Below are 19,350 nucleotides of genomic sequence, written 5' to 3' on the forward strand. Positions count from 1 at the left end.
GGACACACGAATAATAAAGTGCCTAGTGGAGAAATTAAAGATAAAACTTGAAGGAGAGCATAATGAAAAATTTCGCTAAAAGAGTTTTATTCTTTATTTTTTTTATTGCAATTTTACTGGCGGCGGTTTATTTTGGCTATGATCTTAAAACAAATCCCTATGTCTTAACACAATTAGATAATGAGGTAATGGAATCCGAAGGTAAGTACATAATACCCGGAGGGCAGACCATAGGCGTGGAATTGAAAACTGCAGGAATATTGGTAGTAGGATTGGCTGATATAATAGGTACCGATAAATTATCACTATCTCCTGCTAAAGCAGCAGGAATGCAAATTGGAGATAAAATACTTAAAATTGATGAAATTGTTATTGAAACAACTGATGATATTTTGAAGTACACAGAAGAACATGGAATTAAGAACTATAACTTCACCATAGAAAGACATGGAAGCATTATTGATTTAAATTTTACGCCTGTTAAAATTTATGAAAGTGATGAAATAAAGTTTGGCTTCTGGGCCAGAGAAAATATTGCGGGAATAGGAACAGTGACTTTTATTGATCCTGATACAGGTAAATTCAGTGCCATCGGGCATGGCATTTCAGATTCGGAAACAGGCTCCCTAATAGATATTGAAGCAGGAACCATATCAAAAGCAAACATTACAAGCATAAAATCGGGAAAAAAGGGTGAACCTGGTGAAATTATAGGATATATTATAAGGGATGAAAACAGTCTGGGTACAGTTGAGAATAACACTAACTTCGGTATTTATGGAAATATAAATAAGGCTAGTCTGGGTTATTTCAGCAGTAATTTAATTGAAGTTGGTAAAAAGGAAGAAATGCGCATAGGTCCGGCACAAATTTTTTCTTGTGTTAACAATGAAATACAGGTTTATGATGTAGAAATAACAAAAATGTTTTATCAAAACAAACCGGGTGAAAAAAGTTTTGTAATCAAAATTGTTGACAATGATTTACTTAATCTTACAAACGGTATAATACAAGGCATGAGCGGTTGCCCTGTAATTCAAAACAATAAAATTGTAGGTGCCGTTACACATGTGTTCATGAACGATCCCACAAAGGGATACGGAATATATATTGAATGGATTTTTGATCAAATTTACAGTAATTCCAACAGTTAGGGACGGCAAAATGCCGCTCCTATTCATATTTTTTATAGATTACTGAAAATTTTAGTATAATATTGTAAAATCATAATATATATAGAATTAAGCAGAAGAAAAAAAAAATATTTTAAAAAAATAAAAAATATTTTTAGGAAAAAAAAGGTTTTTTTGAAAATTCTGCGTATATATCTTATAGATAAAAATATTAACAATGGGGGAATCAAAATGAAAAAAAAGGTTAAAGTAGTTATTGCTGATGACAACAAGGAATTTCGGCTTATTCTTAAGGATTTTTTGCTAAGTAAGAACATATTTGACGTTGTGGATGTCGCCGATGATGGGATAAAGGCGCTGGAAGCAGTCGAGAAGCATGAGCCTGACATATTAATATTGGATATAATCATGCCGCATCTGGATGGCTTAGGGGTAATGGAAAAACTACACAAAAAGGAACTTAAAAAATTTCCTAAAGTTATTATTTTATCAGCTGTCGGCCATGATAAAGTCACTCAAAGAGCAATTAATATGGGTGTGGATTACTACATAGTTAAACCATTTAATTTTGAATCGTTTGCGGACAGACTAATTCAATTGTCGGATATTGAAACTTCAAGAGCTCAAAATAAGAGCAGAGAAATTGTATATAACGAAAAAGTAAATGCAGAATTAAGTCTTGAAGTTAAAATAACTGAAATTCTTCATGAAGTCGGAGTACCGGCACACATAAAAGGGTATCAATACTTAAGAACTTCAATAATAGATGTGGTAAATAATATTGAACTTCTTGGAGCTATTACTAAGGAATTGTATCCAATGATAGCTTCAAAATACAGTACCACTCCAAGCAGAGTTGAAAGAGCAATCCGGCATGCAATTGAAGTTGCATGGACCAGAGGAAAAATAGAAACTATTAACAATATATTCGGTTATACTATACATAATAATAAAGGTAAGCCGACTAATTCAGAATTTATTGCAATGATAGCTGATAAGCTTAGGCTAGAACAAAAGGTATCATAATTATTTATTTAATGCAATATACTGATAGTATCGGTATATTGCATTTTTGTAACAATCTAGTGATATTAATAATAAGCTTGACAAAAACATTTATTATTATTACAATAAAGCGGATATACAAAATACAATGAATATAAAAATTGCAATAATGAGGAGGCAATTTTGAATACTGAAATAACCGTTAAAAGTGAAAAAATTTTTGAAGGTAAAATAATAAATTTAAGAGTAGATACAGTTGAGCTTGAAGACAAAAAATATACTAAAAGAGAAATAGTAGAACATAAAGATGCTTCTGCCATCTTGGCAGTAAACGAAAAAAATGAAATGCTGCTTGTAAAACAATATAGAAAGGCTGTAGAGGATTTTCTGTATGAGGTTCCAGCAGGAATAATAAATATAGCTGAAGAACCTATTGAATGTGCTTTGCGAGAGTTAAAGGAAGAAACAGGTTTTGAAGCTAAAAAAATTAAAAAATTATTCGAATTCTATACTTCACCAGGGTTTTCAAACGAAAAATTATTTTTATTTAAAGCTGAAGAGCTGACATTTACTTCCACAAATTTTGATGAAGATGAATTCATAGAAAGCATTTCAGTCAGCAAAGAAGAAGTAAAGAAAATGCTGGAAACAGGAAAGATTTTAGACAGTAAGACATTGATAGCAATCATACACTGGCTGAATTCTTAATTTTGATAAATCATAAATAGAATTAAACCTTCTGATCAAGCATATATTGTATAAAGCTTTTCAGGAGGTTTTTTTATGAACAATGTACTAAAGAAATTGATACAGTCAGAAAATAAAAGATTTTTATTTTTATTAGCTGTATTTATATTCTCTCTAATGCTGTCAGCGCTTATTTACATTGGTGCCGGAGAGACAAGCCTGACAAACATCAATTATGAAAGCATAAGCACTATGAAAGTCTCAGAGATATTTGCAGCAACACTAAAAAGAAATTTAATATATTTTGCAGCTGTCATTGTGCTGACAATATTAGGGTACGGAAACATAATAACTGCTCTGTTTGTGTTTGTATCGGTTTATTATGGCCTTTCAGTCATTTTTTTAATAAGAACGCTCGGAATGGACAGCCAATACTTTTTCATGACGTTCACCGATTATTTTGTATTTTTTCCTTTATTGTTCTATTTTACTTTTATATCAGGAACTATTTCAAAATATACCAAAAAAACAAAAAACATAGAGACTATTTCGCATAAATTTGATATAATTATATCGAGCTACATAAAGCTGTCTCTGGTATATTTGTTAATTGTGGCAGGCTACAGCTTTTTATACAGCTATTATATACTAATATTAAGCAGATTGTTGGTGAGATAATGGATAAAAATATAGTTAACTATAAGTTGTATCTTATTTCAAAAAAATTAAGCGATAATACCATAAGTTCGTATATTTATGACGTAAACAGCTTTAAAGAATATCTTTACAATAATTATGAGCTTGGATTAGTTAAAACCAAAAAAGCTCACATACTTACGTATCTTGTGAACCTTCAAAAACAGGGTAAAAGTTCTTCAACTATATCAAGAACTATCTCAGCACTTAAGAATTTTTTTGAATTTCTAAAAAAAGACAAGCTTGTAGATAACAATCCTGCAATAAGCATACACAGCCCTAAACAAATTAAAAAATCTCCTGCGGTACTTTCCGAGAATGAAGTAACCCTTTTGATGAAACAGCCGGATACAGACACATTCAAAGGAAGCAGAGATTCAGCAATACTGGAATTATTGTATTCTTCCGGAATTAAAGTGACTGAGCTGATAAACATCAAAAAAAGTGACATTAATCTTAATACCGGCATAATTAACATATCAGGACAGAAAGAACGAATAGTTCCATTAAGTAAACATGCAAACAATTCAATCTACAATTACATGAATAACTTCAGGGATAAGAAATGTAAAGAAGACAATGAATTCCTATTTATCAATATTACCGGCGAATCAATTTCAAGGCAGGGGATTTGGAAAATATTAAAGTTTTACGAGAAAAAAATGAAATTAGGCAAGGAATTGTCGCCCCAGATATTAAGAAATTCATTTGCGGTTCATTTGCTTTCTAACGGAGCAGATCTCGGAACCGTTCAGGAGTTGATGGGACTTAGCAGCCTTGCTGCAGCTCAGAACTATTTATGTAGCGTTGAATTTAAATCATTGGAAGTGTTTAAAAAGACATTTCCAAGAGTATAATATATGTATACTAACTTACTTGCACTAGTGTAAGTTTATGATATAAGAATTAGGGAGGCATTATGATAAACAGAGCAGTTTTAATAGTATTGGACAGCGTGGGAGTTGGTGAACTTCCAGATGCTGCAGATTACGGAGATATCGGTAGCAATACAGTAAAAAATATATATAAAAATATAGATGATTTTTCACTGCCTAATTTAGAAAAATTAGGTCTTTTAAATATTGATGGATTTGAGGATATAAAAAAATCCGACAGTTATACCGGTACTGTTGCCAAGTGTACTGAAAAATCAAAAGGTAAGGATACCACAACCGGCCATTGGGAAATAAGCGGCCTGGTGCTTGAAAAGCCATTTCCAACGTACCCAAAAGGGTTCCCAAAAGATTTCATAGATGAATTTGAAAAAAAAGTAGGGAGAAAAACAATTGGAAACTATCCTGCTTCAGGAACAGAGATTATCAAAGAATTAGGCAATGAGCACATTGAAACAGGAAATCTTATCGTATATACATCTGCAGATTCTGTATTTCAAATAGCAGCTCATGAAGAGGTTGTACAGCTAAATGAACTTTACAAAATCTGTGCAACTGCCAGAGAAATGCTTAAGGGAGAGCACGGTGTAGGCAGGGTTATAGCAAGGCCGTTTATCGGCAAAGATGGAAATTACACAAGAACAGAAAACAGAAGAGACTTTTCATTGCTTCCTCCTGAAGACACTATGTTAGACTATATTAAAAATAACGGTATGGAAGTATTCGCCATAGGAAAAATTGAAGATATATTTGCTAATAAGGGAATGACGAAATCTAACCATACCCACAACAACAAAGAAGGCATTGAAGCAACATTGAATGCAATGAAAGAAGATTTTAAAGGCTTAATTTTTACTAATCTTGTTGACTTTGACATGGTATATGGTCACAGAAACAACGTGCAGGGTTATGCCGATGCTTTGAAATACTTTGATGACAAGCTTCCGGAAATAATTGATAACCTTAAGGAAGATGATGTACTCATAATTACTGCAGATCATGGGTGCGATCCTACAACTGAAAGTACCGATCATTCAAGAGAGTATATTCCTTTAATTTTATACGGAAAAAACATTCAAGGAAATAACAATTTAGGCATCCTAGATACCTATGCATCCATAGGCAAGACAATTCTTAACATGTTTAATATAGAAAACCACATCGAAGGAACAAGCGTGCTGGGAAATATACTTAAATAATTTTTCAGGAAATAGACCAAATATTGAATAATTCGACATAAAAACATATGAAATAATACATAAATCAGAGTATATCTTGAAAAAACTCTGATTTATGTATTTTATAGATAAAACTTTGCGTGAAATCATCCGTTAAGCATAATACGATTATATTCATACCTCAACGGTTTTTGTACATTTCATGAAAAAACTCACGAAATGTAAGACAACTGTATATATCAACAAAATATGGTTATTCTAATTCATAAAAAGGAGGTAATTTTTATGAAGAAATACATAGCCATGTTTTTTTTGATGTTACTAATCGCAAATTTGACTGCCATTCCCGCATTTGGAATTGAGCCTGATGCTTTAGTGTCAAACGCAGTAATACTGATAAACGGTGATGACGGTCAGGTACTTTTTGAAAAAAACAGCAATGATAAAATGCCGCCGGCAAGTATAACAAAAATTATGCTTTTATTGCTGATTTCAGAAAAGATGGATAGAGGGGAAATAAAACTCGATCAGGAGATGACAATTTCAGAGTATGCCGCCGGAATGGGCGGAAGTCAAATATATCTCGAAGCTAATGAAACTCAAAATGTTGAAAGTATGCTGAAGGCCATATCAATGCGTTCCGCAAATGATGCTTCAGTTGCAATGGCTGAATTTATGTACGGCTCAGAAGAAGGCTGCGTTAAGGCAATGAATGACCGGGCAAAAGAACTGGGCATGAACAATACTAATTTTGTAAATGTTACAGGACTTCCGGAACCTGAACACTTAACAACAGCTAACGACATTGCAATAATGACAAAAGAGTTACTTAAATATAATTATGTTAACGAATATATGCTTACTTGGATGGATTCTGTGTGGGTTGGCAAAGAGAAAGACTCTGAGCAGGTACTTGTAAATACAAACAGATTGATAAACAACTACGAAGGACTTTTGGGAGGCAAGACCGGATATACAACAGATGCAAAGTATTGCCTGTCAGCTGCGGCCAAAAGGAATGATACTACATTAATAGCAGTTGTGCTGGGATGCGACACTACAAAAATTCGTTTTAATGAAATTACAAAACTGCTAAACGAAGGCTTTGCTAATTATAAAAATCTTGTATTTCATAAAAAAGGCGAAGCAATTTCCTCTTCACCTGTGTACTGCGGAAAGGAAGAAAACTTCAATGTTGTAAGTAAAGAAAATATTTTTTATTTTACAGAAAGTAATTGTAAAATTGAAGATTTTAATTTAGAATATTTAATAGATGAAAATTTAAAAGCACCTTTAAGCAAAGATGTTGCAATAGGAAAGGCTATTCTTTCAAGGAACGGTCAAGTCCTTGGAGAGTACGATCTTTATCCTGAAAAGGATATTGATAAGGAAGGACTTTTTAAATTTTATCTTAATAATATACTGAATACTATAATGAAATAAGAGGATGAACAATGGATTATTCCGTGAGTTTAAGCATATTTCAGGGACCATTTGATTTGCTGTACCACCTGATTGAAAAAAAAGAAATAGATATTTATGATATTCCTATTGCAGAAATAACAGACCAATATCTTGAATATATTAATCAAATGATGCAGTTTAACATGAATGTTGCCAGCGAATTTATTTTAATGGCTTCAACACTCATTGAAATAAAATCACAAATGCTGCTGCCCCAGAAGGAAAAAGAAGAAGATCCAAGACAAGAATTGGTCAGCAAACTTCTGGAATATAAATTGTTTAAGGAAATATCTGAAACACTGAAAAAATATGAGGATGAAAACAGCTATTACTTTTCAAAACCCAAGGAAGAAATAGCAGTTACTTCCGATTCAAAAACTGAACAGCTTTCGCTTAACGAAATAAATATATACGAGTTATACAATGTGTTTATTTCATTGCTGAAAAATCATAATTTGAAAATAGCAGGCGAAGAAAAGCTAAAGGTATACAGAGAAAATTACAGCGTCAAGGATTGTACGGAAGAACTTTTAAAAAAAATAAAAATATCAGGTCGTGTTTCATTGTTTGAAACGTTCAGAGAGAAGGACAAAATAACAAAAGAGTATGTAATTACTGCATTTCTTGCTGTTCTAGAAGTATCAAACAAACAGGATATAAAAATTTATCAAACTGATACATACAGCGATATAATTATAATTGCTGCATAGGAGTGTATATGAATTTAAAAAGTGTACTTGAAAGCTTACTTTTTGCTTGGGGAGAACCTCTAAATGTAAATGAAATATCAAAATTATTGAATATGCCTGCTCACAAAGTTACTTCTGCCTTGGATGAAATGGCAGATCAATTTTCTATGGATACTGACAGAGGTCTTATTCTCCAGAAGTTTGGCAGTTCTTATCAATTAACAACAAAAAAAGCAAATTTTGAATTTATTCAAAATCTGCTGCAAACAACTGTAAATAGAAGCTTGTCTACCGCTTCAATGGAGACATTATCTATAATAGCATACAAACAGCCTGTTACAAAAGTTGAAATAGAACTAATAAGAGGAGTTAAGTGCTCAAACGTAGTTAAAGGTCTTGTAGAAAAGGGACTTATTAAAGAGGTTGGTAAGCTGGATAAACCGGGAAGACCATCTCTATATGCAACAACTGATGGATTTTTAAAGCACTTCGGTCTTAATTCCATCGATGAACTTCCTGCATTGAAAATAGAATTTGAGGAGGGAAAAAAAGCAACGTAGGAACAAGCGTTGCTTTTATTTTACAATATGGTGATTTGGATTGTATTTGTATTAGTCGGGGGACTGCTGTTCGTGTATTTTAATTTTAAGATATGGCTTAAATGCAATATATCTATATCATTTATTAAAATTAAAATCAGCTACAGGATATTAAAAAAAGAATACGTACAGAACAAAAAAATTTATTATGTAGATTTCTTCAGGAAAACAGCAAAACGATATAGCAGCATAAAATCGAAAAAAATTTATCCTTATTTAAAACATCTAAAAAAAGCTGCAAGGCTTTTTATAGTAAAAAATATATATTTTTATCCTGAATGTATTGATGACGTTTCATCATTTGCATTTGAATTTATGATTGTAAATAATGTTATAAAAAGACCGATTCTAAGAAAATAAGAATCGGTTATATTTCTCCTTTTTCAGGGCATACTGTATTTAAAATACATTTTGAAAGGGGATATTATGAGTAATGATATACAAAGTATTATTAAAACAACCTTGGAAAATATAAATAATCTGACTGAAAATGAAAAACTTATAAGCAGCAAAATTTCCTATGATAACACAAATTATCTTGCGATTTCCAAATTGAACATGAATTTTGTCATTGGAGGAAGCGATATAGATAAAAAAATCAGAAGTGTTGACCTTAAGCCGTTTGCAGGAGCTGCTTATGTTAATTTACAGCTTAATCCTCAAATACTTATTTATGAAACCATCAACAAAGATGTAAGGACTATTAACATTAATAACGAAACAACTGCCGGCGACCTGACATCATCTATTCTAAACATAATGTCATTCATAAAAGAAGTGAGGGAGAAAAAGGATTGTGAGTATTAAAAATATAAAAATTTTATTTTTCACGGCTCTTATGTTAATCTGTAGCCTAAATTACAATATTGCCAAAGCTATACCCGAAGTATCTGCTCAAGCTTATATAGTAGTGGATTCTGATTCAGGAAGAATACTATGTTCAAGGAATCCAAATGAAAAATTACCCATAGCAAGTACTACAAAGATTATAACAACAATTTTAGCTATTGAGAACATAGATGACATAGATAAAAAAATTGAAGTTCCGGCATCATGCACAGGCATTGAAGGCTCCAGCATATATTTGAGGCCTAAACAAAAAGTTTCTATAAAGGACTTGCTGTATGGGACTATGCTCCGCTCAGGCAATGATGCTGCAAGCGCACTAGCTCTTTATGCAGGAAGAACATCAGAGGACAAATTTGTGGAAATGATGAACGAAAAAGCGTATGAACTTGGGGCTTTCAACACTAATTTTGAAAATCCTCACGGTCTTCATAATGATAACCACTATTCCACAGCATATGACCTGGCTCTAATCAGCCGTCATGCCATGAAAAATGATACATTTAAGACTATATCTTCTGCTGAAAAGTATAAAGCAGAAAGTGTTAATACTATATTTTATAATAAAAACAAGGTTGTTCATGATTATGAGTACGGCAACGGTATAAAAATTGGTTACACGAAAGCCGCAGGCAGATGCTTAGTTGCATCAGCTGAAAAAGACGGAACTGAGATTATAGTGGTAGTTTTAAACGACAGCAACTGGTTTTCTGACAGCTACAATTTGTTTGACTGGGCTTTCGAAAATTATAAAAGTTATCAGATTGTTGAAGAAGGGCAGTTTGCGGGCAGAATGTCAAGCGGAAATCCTGTTTTCATATCGGACAGTTTCAGTTACCTGCTGTCAGAAGATGAAACAGAAAATATACGTTATGAATTAAATATTACGGCTCCCCATATTTTGAACAAAGACAACAAAGCGATTTGCGGAGAATACAATATATACCTGAATAATGAATTGATTCACACAGGGAGTCTTGTAACTGAAAATAAATAATGTAAAATCGGGCAGCTAATTATAAAAAGCTGCCTTTTTTGCGGTATATTTTAAAGTTGTTACATTGCCGTTATAATGATATAATAGAGATAAAATAATGTTTAATCAAAAAAGGCGGAAACACATGAAGTCAGAAAGATTGCAAAAATACATTGCCCGCAGCGGTGTTACATCAAGACGTAAAGCAGAAGAACTTATACTTTCCGGCAAAGTTAAGGTTAACGAAAAAACTGTAACTGAACTTGGAACAAAAGTAGATCCTGAAAGTGACATCGTATTGGTCAATAACCAAAAAATATTTGAGGTGAAAAACCACGTATACATAAAATTATATAAACCTGAAGGATACGTAACAACTGTAAAGGATCAATTCAACAGAAAGACAGTCATGGATTTGATTAACGCGAAAGAGAGGGTATACCCCGTAGGAAGGCTCGACTACAACACATCCGGTCTGCTGCTGCTTACAAATGACGGAGACTTGGCAAACAAGCTCATGCATCCGAAATATAATATTTATAAGACCTACATAGCTGAAGCTAAAGGAAGAATAACTGAAGACTCCATGAATATACTTAGAACAGGTGTGGTAATTGAAAACTACAAGACAGCACCTGCAAGAGTTAAGCTTATAAAATATAAACAATACAGCTCTATTGTACAGATTAGTATTCATGAAGGGAAAAACAGGCAAGTCAGAAAAATGTTTGAAGCTGTTGGACATAATGTTACGGAACTAAAAAGAACGTCCTTAGGCAAAATCAATTTGGGAGATTTAAATCCCGGCTGCTGGAAATATTTGAATAACGAAGAAATACAATTTTTGAAAAACAATCAGGAGGGCTAAATGGAAGACAGTAAGTACGGAAAGCTTGTGAACTTTGTGCATTCTCTCATTAAACAAAGTTACTGCGAAACAGAAAATCTAAGGTTTATTGATGCAACATGCGGAAACGGATTTGATACACTTTTCTTATGCAAGGTTGCCGGACAGAATGGTCATGTAACTTCATTTGATATACAGGAGCAGGCCATAGCAAGAACAAAAGATCTTTTAAATTCCAACATGGAATACGTTAATTATGAGCTTATTCATGATTCTCACGAGTATATTTGCAAGTATATCAACCACAGCATCGATGCGGCTGTTTTTAATCTTGGGTATCTTCCTTATTCGGACAAAACAGTTACCACCAATGGTGAGACAACCATACGAGCTGTGCAAAATATGCTTCCGCTGCTAAAAAAGAACGGCAGAATTTTTATAACAACTTACATAACTCATGATACAGGAGAAGAAATGAAAGATATCTTATTTTATCTACGCTCTCTTGACAAAACAGAATACAATGTGCTTCACATCAACCTCATAAACAAGGAAAATACTCCGCCGGAACTGTTTATTATAGAAAAAAATGCATGATAGGCAAAAAAGCCTTCATGCATTTTTTATATTTTATGCATAAGCGTATAATAAACTTTTTTTATCAAAAGCGGCTATTCTCAATATATACAGGTTCATAAAAGAATATAATATGTTATTTTACTTATAGCATAAATAATTTTTTATGGATTTGTTTCTACTTAAAACATTGATTTTGCATTTAATGAATCTTTACTTGCAAATCTGCATATTTTTGAAATTTTTCTTGCAAATTTATATATTTGTGCTATCATAGACTTAAGGATAGGAAATAGGAGGATGTTATAAAAAAATGGCTGATAATAAAAAGCTTCTGCAAAACATAGACTGGTGCAAAGGATGCGGCATATGTGTAGGGTTTTGTCCGAAGCAAATTCTAAAAATTGAAAATGAAAAATGTGTAATAGCTTATCCTGAAAAATGTATTTTCTGTGGTCAATGTGAGCTTAGGTGCCCAGATAATGCTATTTATATTGTAGGAGGTAGTAAAAATGAGTAGCAAAGACGGATATAAGTTAGTTCAAGGCAATGAAGCATGCGTTGAGGGAGCTCTGGCTGCCGGCATGAGGTTTTATGCCGGATATCCAATCACACCTTCTACTGAAATAGCAGAAATCTCTGCTCAAAAATTACCTCAGGTAGGTGGAAAATTCATACAGATGGAAGATGAGTTAGCAAGTATGGCAGCAATCATAGGCGGTTCTCTGACAGGCCTTAAATCAATGACTGCAACAAGTGGCCCCGGATTTTCATTAATGCAGGAAAATATCGGATATGCAGCAATTGCTGAAATTCCTTGTGTAGTTGTCAATGTTCAAAGAGGAGGCCCAAGTACCGGAATGCCGACATCACCGTCGCAGGGAGATGTAATGCAGGCAAAATGGGGAACACACGGTGACCACCCGGCAGTTGCACTGACTCCTAACTCAGTACAGGAAACTTATGAATATACTATAAAAGCATTTGATATAGCCGAAAAATACAGAACACCTGTTGTCCTTTTGATGGATGAAACAGTTGGTCACATGAGAGAAAAGTTGAAAGTAAAAAGCTCTTCAGAAATAGAAGCAGTAAACAGGAAGAAACCAACATGCAAACCTGAAGAATATAAGGCTTACAGACCGGATGAAGATATGATACCTCCTTTTGCCCCGTTTGGTAATGGTTATAGATATCACGTAACCGGCCTGACTCATGATGAAACCGGATTTCCTACTAACAGCAACATAATTTCAGGAGAACTGGTTCAAAGACTGGTTGATAAGATAGAAAAAAATATAGATGACATAACATATTATGAAGAATACAAAATGGATGATGCCGATATAGTTATAATTGCCTTTGGAGGAGTTTCCAGAGCAACAAAAAGTGCTATTGATCATATGCGCGAAAATAATATAAAGGTAGGCATGTTCAGACCAATAACAATCTGGCCTTTTTTGGATAAACAAATAAACCAGATTGCTGATAAGGCAAAGGAAATATATGTTGCAGAAATGAACTTAGGACAATATTTTCTGGAAGTTGATAGAGTAGCTGGAAAAAAATGTCCTGTCAAAAAAATAAATAAAATATCAGGTGAGTTAATTACTCCTGAGGAAATTACATACGCAGTAACAGGAGGTCGCTTATAATGGGTTGCACAAATTGCAGTGATATAACAAAAAAATATTATAGAATCGAAAGATTGCCTCATATATGGTGCCCAGGCTGCGGTCACGGAACTTTGATGAACACTGTTGTCAGGGCAATAGACAAGCTGGGGTTAAACAAAGATGAGGTAGTAGTTGTTTCAGGTATAGGATGCTCATCACGAGCACCTGGGTACTTAGATTTTAACACTCTCCATACAACACACGGACGTGCGCTTGCATTTGCCACAGGTATCAAACTCGCAAACCCAAAGCTTCATGTTATCGTAATAATGGGAGATGGAGATAGTTCGGCAATAGGCGGTAACCACTTAATTCACGCGGCAAGACGAAATATAGATATTACTACAATAGTATTTAACAATAATATATATGGTATGACTGGAGGCCAATTTTCTCCTACTACACCTCACGGAGATTTTGCGACAACTGCTCCTTTCGGTAACATAGATAAACCGTTTGACCTATGTAACCTGGCACAGGGAGCCGGAGCAACGTTTGTAGGAAGAGGAACTGCATACCATGCCTTGCTTATGCAGAAACTCATCGAAAAAGGACTGCAGAATAAAGGCTTTTCATTTATTGAAGGATTAAGTTTATGTCCTACATATTACGGTCGAAAAAATAAAAAGGGAAATGCATTGAAAATGCATGAATTCTTGAAAGACAACTGCGTAGACAAAAGGGTTGTCGACAAAGATCCTGAAAAAGGCAAGAATAAAATTCTTATAGGAGAATTTTATAATAATCCGAAGATAGAATATACAGAAGGTTATCAGGTTATTATTGATAAATTTCAGAAGTTGGGGGAAATGTAAATGTTTCAAAAAATAGAATTAAGACTCAGTGGTTCAGGGGGTCAGGGAGTAATTCTAGCAGCAATAATTTTAGCAGATGCTGCAATTGAAGAGGGGAAAAATGCAATTCAAACTCAGTCCTATGGACCGGAGGCAAGAGGCGGTGCCAGCAAAGCTGAAGTTATTATAAGCATCGATGAAATAAAATTTCCTAAAGTTACAGAATGTAACATTTTATTGGCCTTAACGCAAAATTCATATGATAAATATGTTGCATCTTTGAGTAAAGATGGTATACTAGTAGTCGACGAAAGTGTTAATGTTGATATGAACGCACCCTTTAAAATATTTAAGCTGCCAATATTGGACACAGCTCAAAATAAACTGGGTACTCACTTGGTAGCAAATATTATTTCTGTAGGAGCACTCTACGGTTTGATTGGCGAAGAAGTGATCAGTAGGGATGTTATGGTTCGCTCAATATCTAACAGGGTTCCGCCTGTTACGGTTGAAAAAAACTTATGCGCTTTTGAAGAAGGTATTAAACTTATCAGAGGTTGATTATGAGCAATAACAATGATTTACTACACAATATAAAAAGTAATTACTATAAATTCAGCAAAGGTCAGAAACAAATAGCACAGTTTATTATTGACCACTATGACAAAGCTGCGTTTATGACTGCGGCAAAAATAGGAGAAACTGTAGATGTAAGTGAATCTACAGTAGTTCGTTTTGCCAGTTCCATAGGTTACTCAGGTTTTCCGGAGTTACAGAAAGCATTGCAGGTATTGATAAAAAATAAACTGACTACGGTACAAAGAATAGGGCTGGATGATGACATTATAAACGATATAGATAAACTTCACAAAAAGATCATTAAAAATGAAATGAACAGTATGAGAAGTTTGTACGAAAATATTGATACTAAGGCTTTAGACAAAGCAACTGAACTTATAATGAATGCAGATAAAGTCTACATACTTGGGCTGAGAACATCATCAACACTGTCTAATTACCTTGGGTTCTACCTTGACGTTATACTAGACAATGTAAAAATACTTAACAACAGCGGAGTTAATTCATTATACGAAGAAATTATAAGAATTAAAGAATCCGATGTACTTATAGTAATCAGCTATCCAAGGTATTCAAAAATAACAGTGGACGCTACGAAATTTGTGAAAGAAAGAAAGGCAAAGATAGTTGCCGTCACAGATACAGAAGCTTCACCTGTGTACAATATGTCAGATGTATCGCTGCTGGCAAAAAGCAACATTGTATCTTTTATAGATTCGTTGGTGGTTCCTCTTTGTATGATAAATAATCTAATTACAAATATCAGCTTAAAGGAAAAAGACGATATTGTAGAGTATTACGATAAATTAGAACAACTTTGGGACAATCACAGCATTTACCAAAACGAATAGCATTAGTGGACACCCTATGGGGACGGTTCTTTTAAGGCTGAAATCAGTCTCCGAAAGAACCGTCCCCAAAAATTTGCCATTGTTTTTTAACTAAAAAATTTGTTGTTATATTTTTAAAATTGTAATATAATAGTTAAGTATTTATTAAATTATCATGAAAGGAATACCATATGATAATCGCCATAGACGGTCCTTCAGGAGCAGGTAAAAGCACTGTTGCAAAATTGTTGAGCCAAAAATTAGGCTTTGAGTATGTAGATACTGGAGCAATGTATAGAGCTCTTGCGCTAAAAGCTTGTGAGTGCAATTATGAAATCAATAAATCCAACGAAAATTTAATTGACAAAATGCTTGAAAACACAACAATTGACTACAACAATAACAGTATATATCTAGACAATAAAAATGTAGAAAATTTAATAAGAGATGAAAATATATCAATTGGCGCATCTAAAATTTCCACACTGAAAAATGTACGCATTAAAATGGTAGAACTTCAAAGAAAAATAGCTGGCCATAAGAACGTAGTTATGGATGGAAGAGATATAGGAACTAAAGTTTTTCCCAATGCAGACTTTAAGTTTTTTATTACCGCATCTGAAACCACACGAGCCAAAAGGAGATACAATCAAATTGTTGAAGGTGGAAATAATGTTAATTTCGAAAATGTACTTAGAGATCTTAAAAAACGCGATATAAATGACAGAACAAGATCGATTTCTCCCTTGGTAAAAGCAGATGATGCAATTTTAATAGATACAACAAATATGAATTTGGATGATGTAGTAAAAGCTATTGTCGACATCATTGGAGGAAGCAATGTTTTATAGGATTATTGTTACAATATTAAAGTTCTTGGTATTTATTGCTTTTGATTTGGAAATACATAATAAAGACAGAATAGATAACACAAACGGAGCATTAATTGCGTGCGGCAATCATATTTCAATGATAGATCCTGTTATTCTAGCAGTATCATCTAAAAGACAGATTCATTTTATGGGGAAAAAGGAATTGTTCGATAATAAAATTCTTGGATTTTTGTTTAAGAAACTTGGAGCATTTCCAGTTGATAGAGGAGGAGTTTCAATGTCTGCTATTAAAAGTTCCTTATCTGTCTTAAAAAGCAATGAAGTTCTAGGAATATTTCCTGAAGGTACAAGAGTAAAAAATTATGACGAGAACAATGCTAAACCAGGAATTGGGCTAATAGCCAATAAAGCCAAATCTAATATTATTCCTTTTTATATAAAGGGATCGTATAAATTCAGAGGGAAAATTGAAATATTTTTTGGAGAAGAAAAAAATTATTTTGAAAATATTGAAGGTAAAATAAATTCTGAAACTTATTCGAAAATAGGCAAAAAAATATTGCAGGATATATACGGTCTGAGCGGCAGGTACAATTATGAAAATTGAGATATCAAAGTTTAACGGATTTTGCTCTGGAGTTAAAATAGCTGTTGACAAAGCCGACAAAATACTTGACAATGAAAAAAAGCTTTACAGCTACGGAGAAATAATACATAATAAATACGTCGTAGACAAATTGAAAAGCAAAGGCTTAGTAGTAGTTGATGATATTCCACCAAGTACTGATGCAAAACTATTAATACGAGCACATGGTGTAGGAAAAGATATTTTCGATAAAATGGAAGAAAATAGCTTAGAAGTCATTGACGCAACTTGTGTAAAAGTTAAAAAAATACATAAAATAGTTGAAGAATACAAAAATAACGGTTATGATATAATTATAACCGGAGATAAAAACCATCCTGAGGTTCTGGGTATTCTAGGATGGTGTAAAAATGAAGCTTACGTCATAGATAAACCCGAACAGCTTTTAAATATAAATATTTCTCCGGATAAAAAATACTGTCTTGTATCACAGACAACATTTAACACAGATACATTCAGAAAAATATCAGATAAAATAATCGAAAATAATTTTTCAAATATTGAAATTCATAACACAATTTGCAATGCTACTTCTAAACGACAGGAAGCATGTGTTGAACTTGCTTCTAGATGTAATGTAATGTTAATAATAGGCGGAAAAAATAGTTCAAATACAAAAAAATTATATGAACTTAGCAAGGAAGTCTGCCATAAAACATTCTTAATTGAAAATTATAAGGATATACCTTATAACTATATTGATAAAAATACTATTGTGGGAGTGTCCGCAGGAGCATCAGCACCTGACTGGATAATTGAGGAGGTTATTAATATGTTGGAAAACCTAAATAACAACATGAATGAACAGGTTGAAAAGAAAGAACAGGCAGAACAAACAGAACAAGGTACAATGCATGATTTGCTTGAAAATTATGGTGGATTATCTTATATCAGAACAGGTGAAATAGTTAAAGGTACTGTTATATATGTAAGCCCTGATTCCATTTCATTAAACATCAAATATAAATCAGACGGAATAATTACAAAAGATGAATTTTCCCTTGCAGAAGTACAAGATTTAACTCAGGTTGTAAAAGAGGGAGATGAAATAGAAGCTCAAGTATTAAAAATTTCTGACCAGGATGGAAATGTTGTTTTAACTAGAAGACCTCTTGAAGAACGAAAGATTTGGGAAGAGCTAGAAGAAATGAGATCCGAGGGAACAGAAATAGAGACTACTATTATTGAAGCTTCTCAATACGGAATTTACGGAAAGGTAAAAGGAATTAAAGGTTTTATTCCAAGAAACCAAATTTCCGTTACAAGGAATGTAGATACTTCCGGATACGTGGGAAAAGTTCTTAAGGTTCAGATATTAGAGACTAAGAATAAAAAAGGAAGAAGACAGCTGGTCTTAACATCAAGAGCAGTTGAAAAAAGAGAAAAAGATGCAAGAGAAGCTGAAGCTTGGGAAACTATCAAAGAAGGCGAAATATACGAAGGAACAGTTAAAAATTTACAGGACTACGGCGCATTTGTTGAAATAAATGGAATTGACGGACTCCTTCACATTAATGAAATTGCTTGGACAAGGATAAAACATCCTTCTGATGTATTAAAAACAGGCGATAAGATAAGTGTAAAAGTTAAAAATGTAGATAAAGAAAACAAAAGAATGTCCTTAAGCTACAAAGCAACAATAAAAAGTCCTTGGGCGATTTTCCTTGATAAACACCAAAAAGGAGATGTAGTAACAGGTAAAGTTACAAGAATTGTTGATTTTGGTGCTTTTGTTGAAGTAGATGGAATTGAATGCCTGCTTCATATTAAAGACCTTGACTGGGCAAGAACTGAAAAAGTTACAGATGTACTGCAAGAAGGTCAGGAAGTTACAGCTAAGATATTAAATATAACTAGAAAAGACAGAAAAGTTGGCCTCGGACTTAAGCAACTTGTTGAACATCCTTTTGATAAATATGCTAAAGACCTTAAAAAAGATGATATAATTCCTGTAGAAGTTACTCGTATACTCCTTGACGGAATCCATGTCAGCGCTAACGGAAACATAGACTGCTTTATACCTATTGCGAAAGTTTCAAACGAAAAACTAAGAACTCCCGCTCAAGTAGTCAAAGTTGGTGAAGTAAAAGACGCAAAAGTGCTTGGCGTAGATATGAAAGGTAAAAACCTTAATCTAACATTAATACTAGAAAATAAAAGCGATGATTTTGCAACTGAAGATGCTTCATACAAGCAGGAAGAAGCAAACTTTACAATAGGTGAATCTATAGGGTCTGCACTTGAAGATTTATTAAAATAATAAAATGCAATAACGATTGATAAACAATTGAATGGCAATTGATTAAGCGATTGGTTAAACAATCGCTACTCAATTGCTATTTTTTACATTTATTAGTAATAATGACAGCTAGCTTTTATTAATTTAGTTACAAAGGAGGTAAC

22 protein-coding genes are annotated in these 19,350 nt (G+C 33.3%); all 22 read left to right on the forward strand.

The features are described from left to right. Positions 1–62 precede the first annotated feature (62 nt). The 22 genes from spoIVB (at position 63) to ACS3UD_RS05560 (ending at position 19,207) form a co-directional block, all read left to right on the forward strand. Positions 63–1,154, forward strand: coding sequence for a SpoIVB peptidase (gene spoIVB, locus ACS3UD_RS05455; protein ID WP_308137439.1), 1,092 nt, complete (start codon positions 63–65; stop codon positions 1,152–1,154). 210 nt (positions 1,155–1,364) lie between these two features. Continuing rightward, on the forward strand, positions 1,365–2,159 hold the full coding sequence (gene spo0A, locus ACS3UD_RS05460; protein ID WP_308137438.1) for a sporulation transcription factor Spo0A: 795 nt from the start codon (positions 1,365–1,367) through the stop codon (positions 2,157–2,159). A gap of 162 nt (positions 2,160–2,321) precedes the next feature. Then, entirely contained in the window at positions 2,322–2,846 is a 525-nt protein-coding gene (locus ACS3UD_RS05465; RefSeq protein ID WP_308137437.1) for an NUDIX hydrolase, read from the forward strand. Between the two features lie 75 nt (positions 2,847–2,921). Then, positions 2,922–3,503, forward strand: a complete 582-nt coding sequence (locus ACS3UD_RS05470; protein WP_213924462.1) for a hypothetical protein — start codon at positions 2,922–2,924, stop codon at positions 3,501–3,503. Continuing rightward, positions 3,503–4,378: a tyrosine-type recombinase/integrase gene (locus tag ACS3UD_RS05475; RefSeq protein ID WP_308137436.1), complete on the forward strand. Its 876-nt coding sequence runs from the start codon at positions 3,503–3,505 to the stop codon at positions 4,376–4,378. The genes ACS3UD_RS05470 and ACS3UD_RS05475 overlap by 1 nt, the downstream gene beginning before the upstream one ends. A gap of 65 nt (positions 4,379–4,443) precedes the next feature. Further along, positions 4,444–5,613: a phosphopentomutase gene (locus ACS3UD_RS05480; RefSeq protein ID WP_308140114.1), complete on the forward strand. Its 1,170-nt coding sequence runs from the start codon at positions 4,444–4,446 to the stop codon at positions 5,611–5,613. Positions 5,614–5,877: 264 nt separating this feature from the next. Further along, a complete protein-coding gene (locus tag ACS3UD_RS05485) occupies positions 5,878–7,035 on the forward strand; it encodes a D-alanyl-D-alanine carboxypeptidase family protein (protein ID WP_308137435.1) in 1,158 nt (385 codons plus the stop codon). 11 nt (positions 7,036–7,046) lie between these two features. Next, positions 7,047–7,766: a segregation and condensation protein A gene (locus tag ACS3UD_RS05490; RefSeq protein ID WP_308137434.1), complete on the forward strand. Its 720-nt coding sequence runs from the start codon at positions 7,047–7,049 to the stop codon at positions 7,764–7,766. An 8-nt stretch (positions 7,767–7,774) separates the two neighbouring features. Beyond that, positions 7,775–8,305, forward strand: coding sequence for an SMC-Scp complex subunit ScpB (gene scpB / locus ACS3UD_RS05495; protein ID WP_308137433.1), 531 nt, complete (start codon positions 7,775–7,777; stop codon positions 8,303–8,305). 72 nt (positions 8,306–8,377) lie between these two features. Beyond that, a complete protein-coding gene (locus ACS3UD_RS05500; RefSeq protein WP_440977737.1) occupies positions 8,378–8,704 on the forward strand; it encodes a hypothetical protein in 327 nt (108 codons plus the stop codon). A gap of 66 nt (positions 8,705–8,770) precedes the next feature. Continuing rightward, positions 8,771–9,151 (forward strand): hypothetical protein, encoded by a 381-nt coding sequence (locus tag ACS3UD_RS05505; protein ID WP_213924468.1) that lies wholly within the window; start codon positions 8,771–8,773, stop codon positions 9,149–9,151. Continuing rightward, positions 9,141–10,187, forward strand: a complete 1,047-nt coding sequence (locus ACS3UD_RS05510; RefSeq protein WP_308137431.1) for a D-alanyl-D-alanine carboxypeptidase family protein — start codon at positions 9,141–9,143, stop codon at positions 10,185–10,187. Before ACS3UD_RS05505 ends, ACS3UD_RS05510 begins: the two co-directional genes overlap by 11 nt. A gap of 124 nt (positions 10,188–10,311) precedes the next feature. Beyond that, on the forward strand, positions 10,312–11,034 hold the full coding sequence (locus ACS3UD_RS05515; RefSeq protein WP_308137430.1) for a pseudouridine synthase: 723 nt from the start codon (positions 10,312–10,314) through the stop codon (positions 11,032–11,034). Next, a complete protein-coding gene (locus tag ACS3UD_RS05520) occupies positions 11,035–11,610 on the forward strand; it encodes a tRNA (mnm(5)s(2)U34)-methyltransferase (RefSeq protein WP_308137429.1) in 576 nt (191 codons plus the stop codon). It begins immediately after the preceding gene. A 292-nt stretch (positions 11,611–11,902) separates the two neighbouring features. Next, positions 11,903–12,109 carry a 4Fe-4S dicluster domain-containing protein gene (locus ACS3UD_RS05525; RefSeq protein WP_213924471.1) on the forward strand — a complete coding sequence of 69 codons (207 nt, stop codon included), beginning with the start codon at positions 11,903–11,905 and terminating at the stop codon, positions 12,107–12,109. Further along, positions 12,102–13,244 (forward strand): 2-oxoacid:acceptor oxidoreductase subunit alpha, encoded by a 1,143-nt coding sequence (locus ACS3UD_RS05530; protein ID WP_308137428.1) that lies wholly within the window; start codon positions 12,102–12,104, stop codon positions 13,242–13,244. The genes ACS3UD_RS05525 and ACS3UD_RS05530 overlap by 8 nt, the downstream gene beginning before the upstream one ends. Next, positions 13,244–14,080, forward strand: coding sequence for a 2-oxoacid:ferredoxin oxidoreductase subunit beta (locus ACS3UD_RS05535; RefSeq protein WP_308137427.1), 837 nt, complete (start codon positions 13,244–13,246; stop codon positions 14,078–14,080). Before ACS3UD_RS05530 ends, ACS3UD_RS05535 begins: the two co-directional genes overlap by 1 nt. Further along, positions 14,081–14,620, forward strand: coding sequence for a 2-oxoacid:acceptor oxidoreductase family protein (locus tag ACS3UD_RS05540; RefSeq protein WP_308137426.1), 540 nt, complete (start codon positions 14,081–14,083; stop codon positions 14,618–14,620). 2 nt (positions 14,621–14,622) lie between these two features. Beyond that, positions 14,623–15,489, forward strand: a complete 867-nt coding sequence (locus ACS3UD_RS05545) for a MurR/RpiR family transcriptional regulator (RefSeq protein ID WP_308137425.1) — start codon at positions 14,623–14,625, stop codon at positions 15,487–15,489. A gap of 170 nt (positions 15,490–15,659) precedes the next feature. Beyond that, positions 15,660–16,319, forward strand: a complete 660-nt coding sequence (gene cmk, locus ACS3UD_RS05550) for a (d)CMP kinase (protein ID WP_308137424.1) — start codon at positions 15,660–15,662, stop codon at positions 16,317–16,319. Beyond that, positions 16,309–16,908 carry a lysophospholipid acyltransferase family protein gene (locus tag ACS3UD_RS05555; RefSeq protein WP_308137423.1) on the forward strand — a complete coding sequence of 200 codons (600 nt, stop codon included), beginning with the start codon at positions 16,309–16,311 and terminating at the stop codon, positions 16,906–16,908. The genes cmk and ACS3UD_RS05555 overlap by 11 nt, the downstream gene beginning before the upstream one ends. Then, entirely contained in the window at positions 16,898–19,207 is a 2,310-nt protein-coding gene (locus ACS3UD_RS05560; protein ID WP_308137422.1) for a bifunctional 4-hydroxy-3-methylbut-2-enyl diphosphate reductase/30S ribosomal protein S1, read from the forward strand. The genes ACS3UD_RS05555 and ACS3UD_RS05560 overlap by 11 nt, the downstream gene beginning before the upstream one ends. Positions 19,208–19,350 lie beyond the last annotated feature (143 nt).

Origin of the sequence: Sedimentibacter sp. LTW-03 (genome assembly GCF_052059825.1) — a bacterium.
Taxonomy (GTDB): domain Bacteria; phylum Bacillota; class Clostridia; order Tissierellales; family Sedimentibacteraceae; genus Sedimentibacter.